Source organism: Pustulibacterium marinum (assembly GCF_900116665.1).
GTDB classification, from domain to species: Bacteria; Bacteroidota; Bacteroidia; order Flavobacteriales; family Flavobacteriaceae; genus Pustulibacterium; species Pustulibacterium marinum.
Window position 1 is genome coordinate 101281 of sequence record NZ_FPBK01000012.1, and the last position, 16303, is coordinate 117583.

The window sequence follows — 16303 nt, forward strand, 5'->3', positions numbered from 1 at the left end:
AGTGCACGTTCGTAGCATGCGTGTACGCAATGCTGTTATAGCATAGGGGGTGTTTTTGACGTGTCCTTAAGAAGTGAAAATATCTTCTGCGGGTGTTGAAAAAACATCGTCTTCTTCCGGTAAGTCTAGCATTTCTGATTGTTCTATCCAGCGGTTGGCATAGTCTATTCCTTTCTGTAAACTATAATCAGAAGCATAGCGGCGACTGGAAGCTAGTACCAATCCGCCTTTGGAAACCCTAAAAAAGAATTTGCCACGTGGAGTTTTAGTTTTGGTGATCACAAACATATCGTAATTGTTCTGCAAAGCTTCAATAATGAGTTGGCAATCAGATTTTCGTTTACAGCTAATGCTGGTAAAAATGATTTTACCTTTTCGATTGCTAAAAACGAACTTATAGTTGCCATCAAATCTTTTATTAATCACAAATACGCTCATGACCTATTGGGGGTTTGGGTTTTGATTTTTACAAAACTAACCGAAATCTAAGAAATCTGAAATGGACTAGAAGGAGAGTTATAGTAGAAGAGGTTATAACACTTTCATATGCATGAAGTTACCAAAGAAGAGAAGTTATCAACACACTACTTTTTGAAGAATTCGTAATGTAAAAAACTTTAAATAACGGATATTTAAATAAATGTTCATTCTGTGGGATAATTCTACAAAACAAATCATTTTTGATAGATATTTATTTTTGTATTTAAAAAATTATTAAATTTGGTCTTAATCAGGTTTATTTTGATGATTACATAATTGTAAATCTGAGTGAAACCAACTAACAAATTGAATACCGCAAAATCAGACATCATTCTTTGGAAAGAACTTAAGAAAGGCTCCACTGTGGCGCTTGGCTCTATATACGATATGTATATTGATGAGCTGTTCCTCTATGGATGTAAAGTAACGGCCAATACCGCTATTGTAGAAGACGCTATTCATGATTTGTTCCTGGACCTATATAAGTACCATGAAAACCTATCGGATACTTCGAATATTAAGTTCTATTTGTTGAGTTCTTTAAAAAATAGAATTTTTAAAAGCCCGCTTTACAAAGAGGAGAAATACCAAAGCTCCTTTCAAATAAACAAAAATGTAGTTCCCGAAACTTCAAGTTCTATTGAAGAAGCATTTATAGAAGAAGAGCTCTTCCATGAGAACTCAAAAAAAATCTTCCATGCCATGCAGTTGCTTCCAAAAAAGCAACGAGAAGGGGTGCAGCTAAAATACATACAAAACAAATCGTACGAGGAAATTGCCGAAATCATGAATGTAAAGGTAGAAACCTGCCGTACTATTGTATATAGAGGTATCAAATCTTTAAAAGAGATTTGCGTGCTTTTTATTGGATTGTTTTTAAGTATTTGGTAATCCGAAAACCTTATCGTTAATTACTCTCACTACTTTTTGAAATAAATTTTAAAAAAAATGTAATTTTTTTGTCTATACGCAGTCATGTTTTGACTTTATATAGAAAATGCATGAACGCTTTTAATTGTGTTTTACATGAAAGATATTGAAAAACAATTACTTAAAGATTTTCAAGGAGAACGAAAGTTTCTTTTAAAGAAGCGTATTTTTTCTTCTGTGGAAAGCTACAAGCGCAAAAAACGATTGAAAAGATTTTCTTGGGCAGCATCGTTCGTGCTTGCTTTGGGAATTGGAGGCTATGTATTCTATTCACAAGAACAAGCGTTTGATAACGAGATTTACGTAGATGCATTGGAAAATGTAAAAGTAGATACTACGAAGAACGTAAGTTTGGTGCTTGCAGATCAAACGTTGAGCGTTGCAGAGAAAGATTCTGTAATTTCTTATACAGGAAAGAACAATGAAATATTGGTAGGAGATTCCAAAGTAAAAGAAGATAAAGTAGCGCTGAATACGCTGGTAGTACCTTATGGAAGAAGAACCAAATTACAGCTGATAGATGGAACCAATGTTTGGCTTAATGCAGGTTCTCGGTTGGTATACCCTTCTGTATTCAAAGGAAAGAAAAGAATTGTTTATTTAGAAGGGGAAGCAGCGTTTGATGTAGCGCATGATAAAGAACATCCTTTTATAGTCATGGCAAAAGACCAGGAAATAGAAGTCTTAGGAACTGTTTTTAATGTGAGTAGTTATAAAGATGAGCCGTTTATAAAAACAGCTTTGAAAAGTGGAAGTGTAAAGATCAGCTATCAAGCTGGTGATTATATAAGTCATAAAGAATCGGTTACCATTAAACCTGGAGAAATAGCAAGCTACAGCAGGTCTGAAGCTAGTATGAACACAGCGAAAGGAAATGTAGACAATCACTTTTTATGGAGAGATGGTTTGATTGTTTTCAAGAATGATGAATTTGAGTATATAGTCACCAGACTGTCACGCTATTACAATGTACCTGTGAAGTTGCAAAATACAGCAAGAGAACACCAAACGTTTTCGGGATATTTAGACTTGAAAAATACAGTAGAAGAGGTGTTAGATGTTATTAAAGAATCCTCTTCATTTACATACAAAAAAGAAGAAAATGAAATTCTAATAGAATAAAGTAATCAATTAACCAATTAAAATGTCAAACTATCTGCCTATGAAGCAAGGATTATCATCATAAAAAAACCGAAAGATGTTGGCCGCATCCTTCGGTGTAAGATTATTAATACTACAGCAAATAAGTAATACTAATTAACAATTCACGAATTTATGAATAAATATCATATTAGTTTCCCTATTGGGGAACAAAAACTTGATGTCAAAAAATATGTCATAGTTTTTATGAGAGTATTTTTACTTTTAATTACCATTGGACTCGGTTCAGTATTTGGAAATAATTCGTACGCACAGAAATTAAACATTGATGTGAATGAAGTTTCTATTACTGACTTTTTTGAAGAAATTCAAAAAAATAGCGAATACGTTTTCTTTTATAAAGATGATGTACTCGACACTTCGTATACAGTATCGCTCAAAGCAGAAGATGCTACTATAGAATCAGTTTTAACGCAAGCTTTTAAAGCGTTACCGCTTAGCTATGCCGTAAAGGGCAGACAAATAGTGGTAAAACGCAAGGAAGCTGTAGCTACAGCTATGAAGGTAACCAAACAAGGAGTTTTAGTTTCTGGTTTGGTAACTTCAGAATCAGATGGCATGCCGCTTATGGGAGCCACCGTTATGGAAAAGGGAACTACCAACGGAACTACCACAGATTTTGATGGAAACTATAGCATTGCTGTTTCCAGTGAAGATGCGGTTTTGGTCATCACCTTTATGGGATTTGTAAAACAAGAAATCACTGTAGGAGATCAAACCGAAATAAACGTAGTACTAAAAGAAGATTTTTCACAATTAGACGATGTAGTAGTTGTGGGGTATGGTACACAGAAAAAAGAAGATGTTACCGGAGCTGTAAGTGAGGTGAAATCTGAAGATATTGTGCGTACAGCTTCTACAACAACAGCCGGAGCTTTGGCTGGTAAAGTACAAGGGGTTACCATTAGAGCAAAAGATGCACGTCCAGGGCGTGGTGCTTCCGTAGAAATTCGTAACATGGGAAATCCGTTGTTTGTCATTGATGGAGTAGCCTATGGCGGACAAACCGGAAATGACTGGGTACAATCCTCCAACGTTAGCGGAAATGATATTTTCAATTCTTTGAATATGGAGGATATTGAAAGTATTACTATCTTGAAAGATGCGTCTGCTGCGGTTTATGGTATGCGTGCAGCCAATGGAGTAGTATTGGTAACTACCAAAAAAGGTAGTAAAAATAAAGATGCGCGTGTAAATGTAAATGGTTACTACGGATGGCAAAACTTAACACGTTTTCCAGATTTAGCAAATGCAGCACAGTATACAAGAGGTTTGGTAGAAGCCGCTCAAAATGAAGGCCGTGATCCTAACGAAGTATTTACACCAGAAGAGTTAGCCAAGTGGCAAGCGGGTACAGAACCGGGCTATCAAGGATATGATTATTATGATCTTACCATGCGTAAGAACATTCCACAATACCATATCAACGCTAATGTAACCGGAGGAACAGAGCGTGTAAGCTACTACATGTCTGTAGCCAATACAACACAAGAGGCATTAATTGAAGATTTTAAATACGGAAGAACAAATCTTCAGGTAAATTTGGAATCTAATGTTACTGAAAACTTTAGCCTAGGAACACAAATTAGTGCTAGAGAAGAAAAAACAGAAGATGTTGGGTTACCAGGTGGTGACGGATATTTTGCAGCAATTTTAGGAATGTTCAGTAATATTCCTACAGTAGGGCCATATGCCAATGATAATCCAGAGTATATAAACCATACCAGAGACTATTCACGAAACCCGGCATTGTTCAAAAGAGATATTGCTGGTTACAAAGATAATTTAACGCGAAATGCAAACGTAAACTTGTATGCAAAATATAAGTTTGATTTTGGCTTAAACGTAAAGGGTACAGCTTCTTACAATTATACCAATGGAAAGTTTGATGGTTTTCAATATAGATATGACGTGTATACCTATAGAGGAGATGACGTGTATGAAAGAACCGGCGGTGTAGACGGTGGTTGGAGATATCAAACAGAAAGAGAAGTATTGGCTCGTTTCTATCAATTACAATTTGACTATTCTAAAGATTTTGGAGATCACTCCATAGCAGTGGTAGCTGCGTATGAGCGTTCAGATTATGAGAAGGATTATTTATCAGTAGGAACCAATCCATCTAACGATTATTTACCATTGTTAGAATATGATAAAATGAATTCATTTAGTGATTGGTGGGATTACGAAGCACGTGTAGGATATATTGGAAAAGTAAACTATAACTACAAGAAAAAGTACTTAGTAGAATTATTAGGAAGATATGATGGTTCTTATCTATACCCTCCGGGACACCGTTACGGATTTTTCCCTGGTGCTTCACTAGGTTGGAAGGTTTCAGAAGAGCCATTCTTTGAAAAACTAACCGGTGTTATCAATAGTTTTAAATTTAGAACTTCCGTAGGGCAAACTGGTATGGAACAAGGTATAGGTATGTTTGATTATTTACCGGGCTATACTTGGAATAGTGGAGGAGCAGTTTTAGACGGTACGTATGTAACAGGTATGCAACCGAGAGGTTTACCGGTAACCAACTTGTCTTGGGTTAAGAACACCAACGCAAACATAGGTATAGATGTAGCCATGTTTGATAGTAAATTAACAGCAACTACCGATGTTTTCTGGATCAGAAGAACCGGTATTCCTGGGCAACGCTATGATGTACTATTACCTAGTGAGGTTGGATATTCTTTACCAAACGAAAACTTAGGTAAAAATGGATACAATGGGGTAGAAGGAATTTTAACCTATAAAGATTTTGTAGGTGACCTTAGCTATAGCGTGAGTGGAAACTTTACATTTTCTAGATTTAGAAACATAGAGTCTTATAAGCCTCGTTTTGGTAATTCGTATGACGAATACCGCAATTCAGCTGAAAACAGATACGGAGGTATTTGGTGGGGATATCAAGTTGTAGGTCGTTTCGAAAGTCAGGAAGAGATAGATAACTATGGTATAAATAATGATGGACAGAACAATACTACTCAATTACCGGGTGACTTTATTTACAAAGATGTAAACGGTGACGGTGTCATCAACTATTTAGATGAAAGACCAATAGGATACCCAACAGGGTGGTCGCCAATGATGTCTTTTGGTGGTAACATCAATTTAAACTTTAAAGGATTTGATTTAAATGTAGATTTCTCTGGAGGAGCAATGCAGTCTTGGTTTCAGGATTACGAGCTTAGAAATGCATTTCACGCAGGAGGAAATTCACCAGCATACTTGTTAACAGATCGTTGGCACAGAGCAGATCCGTATGATCCAAATAGTGAGTGGATTCCAGGAAAATATCCAGCTATAAGAAACGGAAATTCGGGTCCTAATGCACGTAATAGCGATTTTTGGCTACACAATGTTCGTTTTCTTCGTATTAGAAATTTGGAAGTTGGGTATACCATTCCAACAACCTTCACAGAGAAAATCAACATTCAAAAAGTTCGTGTGTATCTAAGCGGATCTAACTTGGTTTCCTTTGATAATGTAAAAGATTATCAAATTGATCCAGAGATAGAAGCAAGAGCGGCAGTTGTATACCCAACGCAGCGTACCATTTTAGCCGGATTTAACTTAACCTTTTAATCAAAACAAGCAATGAAGAAACTAGTTATATCAGCAGCATTAGTAATAGCATTCTTTACATTTTCATGTAATGATGAAGAATGGCTAGAGAGAGATCCACAAAACATTATTTCAGACGAACAATTATGGAATGATCCTGCCCTTATAAATTCATTAATGGCAAACTATTATAATAGATTACCCACATTACTAGGGGTTTTCAATACTGGTGGGATGACAGAGACAGACGAGGCCATGTGGTCTGGTCACTGGGATTCCAATTGGCATAATAACTTTGAATACGGAGATAATTATGGTAGTTATTGGGATTACGGGTTTATTAGAGATATCAACCTTGCTTTGGATAATATAGACCAGTATAGTACCGATATTTCAGAAGAACAAAAAGCCTTGTATCAATCAGAATTAAGATTCATTAGAGCCTTTGTATATTTTGAATTGGTAAAACGTATGGGAGGTGTTCCGTTGGTTACAGAACAATTAATTTATGACTATAGTGGAGACCCTTCAAACCTTCAAATTCCTAGATCTAAAGAATATGAGGTGTATGATTTTATTTATGATGAGTTGGAGGCTATTAAAGGAAGTCTTGCAGCCAACAACGCTAGTAAAACAAGAGCCAATACCTATGTAGCACTTGCATTGGAGAGTAGAGCTATGTTGTATGCCGGGTCTTTAGCAAAGTATAACAATTTAATGTCAGCCTCTATTTCCCTACCGGGAGAAGAGGTAGGTATCCCTGCAGATATGGCAGATGGGTATTATACCAAATCACTGGCCGCTTCGCAAGAAATAATCAATAGTGGAGCCTATGCTTTGTATGACTTAAACCCTGATAAGGCTACTAACTTTTATGAAATGCTTATAGAAAAAAGTAGCTCTGAGGTTATTTTTGCGAAAGATTATGAATTGAGCTTAAAAACACACTCATTTACCTACGAGAATATCCCTAGAACATTATCAGAAGATAATGAAAAGCAATGTATGATATCTCCATCGTTAAGTTTGGTAGAAAGTTTTGAATACCTTGACGGGTCAGAAGGAACGCTACAAACAATGGATAGTGACGGGAACTATATTGTTTATGATGAAATAGATGATATTTTTGATAATAAAGATCCAAGATTAGCAGGAACCGTATTGTATGGTGGTTCTAGTTTCAAAGGAGCGCCATTAAGTATTTTAGCCGGAGTTGCAGATTGGAACGAGGATACTCAAAGCTATGATTTTCTTACCTCACCAAATTTAGGAGGCAACTATGAAACAGATGCTGGTGGAGATGGAGGTTTAATGACCGGTTTTGATGGCCCAAAAGACAATACTCAGAATGTGAGTAATACAGGATTCTATCTTAGAAAATTTGTGAGTGAAGGTCCTGGTGCTAGTATTAGAGGAGTTTTAGCAGATAATTGGTGGCCTTGGTTTAGAGCAGGTGAAATCTATTTAAATGCTACAGAAGCTGCTTATGAATTGGGGCAAGAAGGTATTGCTTTAGAATATATCAATGCTGTAAGAGAACGTGCAGGATTTGAAGCAAATAGCTTAACAAGTCTTAGTAATGATATTATTAGACATGAACGTCGCGTAGAATTGGCTTTTGAAGATCATAGATATTTCGATTTAAAAAGATGGAGAGTTGCTCACGAAATTTGGAATGGTGATCAAAACGATGACAATGCTATGGTAAGAGGTATTTACCCATACCGTATTGTACGCCCAGGACATCCTGATAATAATAAATATATCTATAGAAGAATTGAACCAACACGTTTTATGAGAGCAAGATTCTTCCGTTTTGCGAATTACTATTCGTTGATAGATCAGGGAATCTTAAATAACAATCCGTTATTGGTTAAAAATCCATTCCATTAATCCATTAAAATGTAATAGATATGAAAATTAGAAACTTATATATAGTAGGGTTGTTGGCAGGTTTACTGTTCACCAGCTGTGAAAATTACGATAATTTTGATGAACCCAATGCAATGCTTTCCGGTAGAGTAGTGTATGAAGGCGAAGCAGTTGGAGTACGTAACAATGGAGCTAGGTTTGAACTTTGGCAAGATGGTTATGAACTCAATAAAAGTATTGAAGTGTATATAGCACAAGATGGTACCTATTCAGCATCGTTATTCAATGGAGAATATAAAATGGTAAGAATAGCCGGAGCTCCATGGGAAGCAGCGTTGCAAGATACGTTGGTCATCAATGTAAATGGCGGAACCACGTATGATGTACCTGTAACGCCATACTTTACTATAGAAAATGCATCTTTTGAAAATCAAGGTACTACTATAAATACTTCTTTTACCGTGAATCAAGTGGTTGAAGAAACCGGATTACAATCTGTAAATGTTTATTTTGGAACCAAGTACCTTACAGATAGTAATTATAATGCCTCAGTATATCACGTGGACCTGGAAACTGTTACTCCAGGAACTGCAAATTCTATAGCTATTGATGTACCGGAAAATCTGTCAGACAGAGAATATGTATTCATGAGAATAGGCGTGAGATCTAATTCTTCCAATGAATACTATTACACACCGGTTGAAAAGATATACTTATAAATTCGGATAGAGCGATCTATTAATAAATGTGTTTTTTACGTAAACCTGTTTGCAGGAATATTATTCCTGCATCAGGTTTAATTTTTTTAAATTAGCACAAAGTCAATTTAACAAACAGCTAAACAACAAAACAATGAAAAGAAACATGCTAACCGGTTTAGGAGTATTGTTGCTTGTTTTTGCCTCTTGTAAAGAAGAGAAAAAAGAAGCAAAAATGCTGAAACAACAAGAACAAACCGAAGTAAAAACAACCAATTTCACCCAATGGGCAGAAACGCCTCCTATGGGGTGGAATAGTTGGGATTGTTACGGACCCACAGTAACAGAGAAAGAGGTGAAAGCCAATACCGATTATATGGCAGAAAACCTGAAGTCATTTGGGTGGGAATACGTGGTTGTGGATATCCGTTGGTTTGTAGAAAATACCAAAGCATCTGGTTACAATCAAACCGATCCTATTTATGTAATGGACGAATATGGCCGCTATCAACCGGCTACCAACAAGTTTCCTTCTGCAAAAGATGGGCAAGGGTTTAAGCCACTAGCAGATTATGTACATAGCAAAGGTTTAAAATTTGGAATCCATATTATGCGTGGTATTCCTGTAGAAGCTGTAAACAAAAAACTACTGATCAAAGGAACCGAAGGCATTACAGCAGACCAAATTTACTCTCCGGAAGAGCAGTGTAAATGGTTAACAGATAATTATACGGTTGTAGCCGATAAACCGGGAGCTCAGGAATATTACAATTCTATTATGGAGTTGTATGCTTCGTGGGGTGTAGATTTTATTAAGATCGATGACCTTTCGGCACCAATTTATCATCAAGGAGAAATTGATTTGATACGTAATGCGATTGATCAAACAGGAAGAGAAATTGTGTTAAGTACATCTCCGGGAGAAACGCCTGTTGATGCTGCAGCACATGTAGACAGTCATGCAAACATGTGGAGAATGGTGAATGATGTTTGGGACGAATGGTGGCACATGAAACATCTAATTAAAACTTCTGAAGATTGGTATCCATACATTGGTGATGGCACTTGGCCAGATTGTGATATGATTCCTTTAGGTAGAATCTCTATTCGTGGGGAAAGAGGAGAAGATCGCATGACGCGTCTTACAAAGGAAGAGCAATACAGTTTAATGTCCTTTTTCACCATATTCAAATCTCCATTATTCTTTGGAGGAGATTTACCAAGTAATGATGAGTTTACATTATCACTACTAACCAATAAGGACGTTTTGGAAATGCATGAAAAAGCAACTAATGTAAAACAAGTATTTCAAACTGAAGATGAACTTGCTGTAACTTCTAAAAATCCAGAAACTGGCGCAACCTATGTTGCTCTATTTAATTTAGGAGATAAGGAAGTAAAAACGGTTTCAGTAACATTGGAACAATTAGGTCTTTCAGAAGAATTAAAAGCAACCAACCTATGGTCTGGAGAAGCTTTTGAATATTCAGGAAAAACTGTGGAAGCTTCTTTGAAACCACATGAATCAATACTACTAAAACTACAGTAAAAATTGCCTTTTTAATAGATGAATAATCGGTTGGAATTCCAATCGAAGAATGTATTCATCCAAAACCTTCCAATAGTATTTAATGCTGTTGGAAGGTTTTTTTATGACGTTTTACCAGGAACAGTCATGTAGCTGTTGAAAAATAAAATGATAATATGTGGTTTTAAAAAGCATATTCTTATGAAAAATATAAAATAAAGTATTTAAAATTATAAAAAAAGTATGCTTCATTTTGAAACATAAATAAAATGATGTAATATTGCTTCGGATATAAGCAATAAGTGTGTTCTTTTCAAAATACTGTGCATGGATTTACTAAAAGGTTATCGCTGCGATTTTCGGGTTATATCGCAAATCTTTTATAAGTACGGTGATGAAACTACCTCCTTATTGTTGTGATGCGTTTAAAAAGGCGTATCAAAAAACAAATGGATAACTAACGAAGCATGAAAAAAACAAATGGTTTAACGCTAGTATTAGGGGGGCTCTTTGCTATGAGTTTCTCTAACGTATTCGCTCAGGATCAAAACATTTCAAAACAAGATTCTATAGCGATTGAAAAACAAACAAGTAAAACAGATAACGACCCTGAAAAGGGCGGAGACAGAAACGTAATGCTAAACGCCGCAAACAATTCCGGCCCCAGAGATGTTAACATCGGTCTTCCTGCAAGTGTGGGTGGTATTACTATTCTCGAAAACGATTTACCTTTGGTCTATTTCTTTTGGCCAGAGTTACCAAACAAGTCTTGGCGCCAAAGCGTGTCACTTAAAAACACAGGGCTTTTAAAAATGGAGGATCTTGCATTATCTATGGGTGACCTTGGATTTGCGGTGAATTCATATACGCAGAATGGAACTAAAGATTTTCATGTAAAAGGAAATTTATCAGGAAGTCATTTTGGTTGGTTTCAGGGAGATGTAAATGTATCCGGACCTATTTCTAAAAATGGATGGACCTATTCTGCAGGTGCTTTTGTAAACTTTGATCCTTCAACATACGATCTTGGTTTTAATAAATATGTAGATCAAACTAAAATCTTTAGAGCAGGTGTCACCAAGTATTTTAAAGATGATAAGGGTGAGTTCAATATATTTTATAAATATGCTGATTCTTATATCAATACCAATTATGCGGTTTTTGAATACGGACCAAATGGAGAAGCTTCAGAAGTAGATGGTTTTGATATTGGTAATTCTTCCTACATCGTAAGAGATGGAAAACTTCGTTTTAAAGACGCTATAACTGGTGATTATTACTGGGGTTCTTTAGATGGTGCTGCAAATACAAATACATCGCACACTGTAGATGTTTTTGGTAACTATAAATTGGATAACGGATGGAATTTTAAATATTCTACCCGCATGCATCTAGCCAAAGCTTCTTTAATGTATAGCATACCGTTGAGTATTTTTACCGCAGAGGCTTCCGATGGTTATACCATTGCTTCTACAGGAGAAACTTATACTGGAAATGTAGGAACACAATTGGCTATGAATTCTCCAGAAATTCCTACCACGCACATTATGGGACGTTTTTCGTTGAACAAAAAAATTAAGAATCACGATCTTACTTTCGGAATTTTAGAGCAGTATTATCATGTAGATAAATACCATTCAAACCGATCTTTATTCTTTCAAACGGTAGAAGATCAACCACAACGTTTAATTGGACCTGGAACAGATGAAAGCGGGTTTTACGCATACAATACCAGTGCAGAATATTTTAACGGAGCGGAAAACAAACTAGCTGTATACGGTAACGATAGTTGGCAAGTTTCAGATAAATTCAAACTGAAATATGGTTTAATGCTAAGACACCAATTGTTAGATGGAGATTATTCGCCAACAACAAGAACAACAGATTGGGATCTTACTCAAGCAACTACCGAAGATATCAATAAGAGCTTTTTCCACGTAGCAGGAAGTTTAAATGCAAGCTATAATATTACTAAGAACTTCGGTGCATTGGCAAACTTTTTATATACCGAAGAAAATGGACGTTTAGAAAGTTTCTCGACAGCAGTATATCCAAGTATTGTAAAAAGTAGAAGTCCGTTAGCAGGTGCCGGAATTTTCTGGAATACAGATTATTTTAGTCTAGTTTCTCAGGCTACGTACCTTACTAAAAATAACTATTTAACCCGTTACAACCTGGTTAATCCTGAAGACGATACAGAAACGCAACAAGCAACTATTTTCTATAAAATTCAAACATTGGGTTGGACAACGGATATGATGATTACACCTTTCAAAGGATTCAATCTTCATTATTTAATTACGTTCCAAGATCCTGTTTACAAAGATTTTACTTTCTCAGCTTTTGGTAACGATTATGATTACAGCGATAATACGGTATTAGAAATCTCCAATGTATTAATGGAAATAGATCCGAGTTATTCTGTAGATAAATGGAGATTTTGGGCAAGTTTCAGATACTTCAGTAAGCAATATGCCAACATTACCAATGCCTTGTATTTTGCGCCGCGTTGGGAAAACTTTGGAGGTATTAACTATCAGTATAACGATCATATAGGTTTTGGAGCAACAGTAGTGAACTTCTTAAACCAAACCGGAGCTAAAGGAACCATCAACGGAGCAGAATTGATTGATGATGCAAGTCAGTATTACGGTCAATTATTATCTGGTTCATACATCAGACCATTCACAGTACAATTATCGGTCAACTTTAATTTCTAATGATGCAAAGACAAACAAACAAATATATCTTAATCATCCTTTTGGCAATTCCGTTTTTTGGAATTGCTCAAAAGGATTTTTCACAAAAAGTAACTCCTAGAATGCGCGTAATTCTAGATAATGACTATGCTGGCGATCCAGACGGATTGTTCCAATTGGTTCAGCATGTATTATCACCATCTGTTGATATTCGTGGTATTATTGGTTCACATTTAAAGCCGGGTGATGGTTTTGATCCTTCTAACGAAACCGCTACACATGCCGTTCAAAATGTAAATGAAGTATTGTCATTACTAAAGTTAGACGGAAAATTTGATGTCTATCAAGGAAGTAATCAAGGCTTGAAAGATACCGAAACACCCAATGAGTCAGCTGCTGCCAAGTTTATTGTAAAAGAAGCGATGCGTACCGATGTAGATTCGCCTTTGTATGTAGTTTGTGGTGGTGGATTATCAGAAATAGCGAATGCTTATCTACTAGAACCAAAAATAGCAGAGAAGATCACGCTGATTTGGATTGGTGGTCCGGAATACACAGATATTGCCCCACCTCCTCCAGGATATACTTCTTTGGAATACAATACAGCGATTGATATCAAAGCAACTCAAGTAATTTTCAATCAGTCCAATATTTCACTTTGGCAAGTACCAAGAAATGCATACAGAGAAACATTGGTTTCCTATGCAGAATTGCTGACCAAAGTAAAACCACAAGGAAAAATAGGTAAATACCTTACGGAAAAAATTGAAAACGTAATGGAATTGACCAATAAATATAAAATATACACAGGAGAAACCTACATCATGGGCGATAATCCATTGGTGTTGTTAACGGCTTTACAATCAAGTTTTGAGGCCGATCCTTCTTCTAGTTTCTACACGCTTAAACAAGCTCCGAAAATCAATGATGCAGGATTGTATGAGGTGAACCATTCGGGAAGAAACATTCGTGTATACCATCATTTGGATAACCGATTGCTGTTTGAAGATTTCTATGCAAAGCTTCAGATAGCCAATCAAAATTAATATACGATGAAAACAAAATTGTTGTTGCAAATATGTTTGGCATTGGGGACAGGAGTAGGTTTCGCCCAGGACGCAAGCATACAAACGGTAAAAAGCAAATCAGGAACTGTATTAGGATATAGTACTAATTCCGGAGTTCAAATTTTAAAAGTGAAAGGAGAAAGCTTTAAAGATTTGAATAAAAACGGTGTATTAGATCCTTATGAAGACTGGCGACTATCAGCAGAAAAACGAGCGAAAGATTTGGCCAAGCGTATGTCGGTTGAGCAAATTGCGGGTTTAATGTTGTACAGTCAACACCAGGCCATTCCGGCACATCCGGTGGGTTTTGGAGCAGGAACTTATAAGGGTAAGCCATTTGCAGAAAGTGGTTTAAAAGCATCTGCAATTTCAGATCAGCAAAAGAAATTTTTAAAAGACGATAACCTGCGCCATGTGTTGTTAACTTCGGTAGAATCTCCAGAGATTGCTGCGGAGTGGAATAACAATGTACAGGCGTATGTAGAAAGCTTAGGATTGGGAATTCCGGCCAATAATAGTTCCGATCCAAGAAATACAGCCATGGTTACTTCAGAATTCAATGCCGGAGCAGGAGGAGCCATTTCTTTATGGCCTGATGGATTGGCAATGGGAGCAACTTTTGATCCTGAATTGGTAAAACAATTTGGAGAGGTTGCTTCTCAGGAATACAGAGCTTTGGGGATTAGTACAGCTTTATCGCCTCAGGTAGATTTGGGAACAGAGCCTCGTTGGTTTCGTATCGCCAATGTTTTTAGCGAGTCTCCTGAATTGGTGACGGATATGGGAAAAGCTTATATTGAAGGTTTTCAAACATCTGATAAAGCAACCGAAATCAAAAAAGGTTGGGGATATCATAGTGTAAATGCTATGGTGAAGCACTGGCCAGGAGGCGGACCGGAAGAAGGTGGTCGTGACGGACACTGGGCTATGGGGAAATTTGCCGTATATCCGGGAGATAATTTTTCAGATCATACCAAACCATTTTTAGAAGGTGCCTTTAAATTGGATGGCGGAACCAAAGAAGCCGCTGCTGTAATGCCTTATTACACCATTAGTTTTGATCGTGATGATGTCTATAATGAAAACGTAGGGAACGGTTTCAGTAAATACATGATTACAGAATTGTTGCGTGATAAATATGGGTACGATGGCGTTGTGTGCACCGATTGGTTAATTACTGCTGATGAAGGTGCTACACCGGGAACATTTGCCGGGAAACCTTGGGGAACAGAGGCTATGACCGTTGCCGAACGTCATTACAAAGTGTTGATGGCAGGTGTAGATCAGTTTGGTGGGAATAATGATAAAGGTCCGGTTTTGGAAGCCTATCAAATGGGGGTGAAAGAATTTGGCGAAGATTATATGCGCAAACGATTTGAGCGTTCTGCAGTACGTTTATTGAAGAATATTTTCCGTACGGGCTTATTCGAAAATCCATATTTGAATGTATCAGCAACTAAAAGCATTGTTGGGAAACCAGAATTTATGCAGGCCGGCTACGAAGCACAATTAAAATCAATTGTTTTATTGAAGAATAAAGCAGCAACGCTTCCTGTTCAAGAAAAGAAAACAGTTTACGTTCCAAAAATTTACACCCCGGTTGCTACCAATTGGTGGGGTATTGCCACGCCGGCAAGCTACAAATATCCGGTAGATATGGAATTGGTAAAAAAATATTATAACGTAACGGAAGATCCTCAAAAAGCAGATTTTGCAATCGTTTTTGTAAAAAGTCCGCAGAGTAAAGAAGGCGGTTATAGTGAGGTTGACAGAAAGGAAGGCGGAAATGGTTATGTACCTATTTCTCTTCAGTATGAAACCTATACGGCAACTTCGGCAAGAGCTAAAAGTATTGCAGCAGGAGATCCGGTTATAGATCCTGAAATTACAGACAGAAGTTTCAAAGGAAAAACTTCCACAGCTTCTAATATTATGGATCTTAGAACCATTCAGGATACCAAAATGATGATGGGCGATAAACCTGTAATTGTTTCGGTAACGGCAGACAAGCCCATGATCTTTTCAGAGTTTGAAAATCAAGTGGAAGGTATTGTATTGAATTTTGGAGTTTCTACACAAGCCGTGCTAGATATCATTTCAGGAAAAGCAGAACCATCTGGTTTGTTACCCTTACAAATGCCGGCAAACATGGAAACGGTGGAAACACAAAAAGAAGATGTTCCGTTTGATATGATTCCGTATAAAGATTCAGAAGGGCATTCCTATGATTTTGGTTATGGTCTAGATTGGAACGGAGTGATTTCAGACGAAAGAACAAAAACATACACGAAGAAATAATAAGAA

General features: G+C 36.7%; 10 protein-coding genes. 9 read left to right on the forward strand and 1 reads right to left on the reverse strand.

The genetic code is table 11. From position 1 onward, the window contains the following. Window positions 1-66 precede the first annotated feature (66 nt). Window positions 67-438, reverse strand: a complete 372-nt coding sequence (locus tag BM383_RS14605) for a DUF1508 domain-containing protein (protein ID WP_093025886.1) — start codon at window positions 436-438, stop codon at window positions 67-69. Window positions 439-786: 348 nt separating this feature from the next. Between BM383_RS14605 and BM383_RS14610 the strand changes: the two genes are divergently transcribed. The 9 genes from BM383_RS14610 to BM383_RS14650 all read left to right on the forward strand — a co-directional run bounded on the left by BM383_RS14610 (window position 787) and on the right by BM383_RS14650 (window position 16297). Continuing rightward, window positions 787-1371 (forward strand): RNA polymerase sigma factor, encoded by a 585-nt coding sequence (locus BM383_RS14610; protein WP_143106434.1) that lies wholly within the window; start codon window positions 787-789, stop codon window positions 1369-1371. Between the two features lie 135 nt (window positions 1372-1506). Further along, window positions 1507-2532 (forward strand): FecR family protein, encoded by a 1026-nt coding sequence (locus BM383_RS14615; RefSeq protein WP_093025888.1) that lies wholly within the window; start codon window positions 1507-1509, stop codon window positions 2530-2532. A 225-nt stretch (window positions 2533-2757) separates the two neighbouring features. Then, a complete protein-coding gene (locus BM383_RS14620; protein ID WP_245766600.1) occupies window positions 2758-6156 on the forward strand; it encodes a TonB-dependent receptor in 3399 nt (1132 codons plus the stop codon). A 12-nt stretch (window positions 6157-6168) separates the two neighbouring features. Further along, complete coding sequence (locus BM383_RS14625; protein WP_093025889.1) at window positions 6169-8028, forward strand: RagB/SusD family nutrient uptake outer membrane protein; 1860 nt, start codon at window positions 6169-6171, stop codon at window positions 8026-8028. Window positions 8029-8048: 20 nt separating this feature from the next. Next, window positions 8049-8726: a DUF3823 domain-containing protein gene (locus BM383_RS14630; protein ID WP_093025890.1), complete on the forward strand. Its 678-nt coding sequence runs from the start codon at window positions 8049-8051 to the stop codon at window positions 8724-8726. Between the two features lie 133 nt (window positions 8727-8859). After that, entirely contained in the window at window positions 8860-10254 is a 1395-nt protein-coding gene (locus BM383_RS14635) for a glycoside hydrolase family 27 protein (RefSeq protein WP_093025891.1), read from the forward strand. Window positions 10255-10700: 446 nt separating this feature from the next. Next, window positions 10701-12953: a TonB-dependent receptor gene (locus BM383_RS14640; RefSeq protein ID WP_093025892.1), complete on the forward strand. Its 2253-nt coding sequence runs from the start codon at window positions 10701-10703 to the stop codon at window positions 12951-12953. Next, on the forward strand, window positions 12953-13978 hold the full coding sequence (locus tag BM383_RS14645) for a nucleoside hydrolase (RefSeq protein WP_093025893.1): 1026 nt from the start codon (window positions 12953-12955) through the stop codon (window positions 13976-13978). The genes BM383_RS14640 and BM383_RS14645 overlap by 1 nt, the downstream gene beginning before the upstream one ends. 6 nt (window positions 13979-13984) lie before the next feature. Then, a complete protein-coding gene (locus BM383_RS14650; protein WP_093025894.1) occupies window positions 13985-16297 on the forward strand; it encodes a glycoside hydrolase family 3 protein in 2313 nt (770 codons plus the stop codon). Window positions 16298-16303 lie beyond the last annotated feature (6 nt).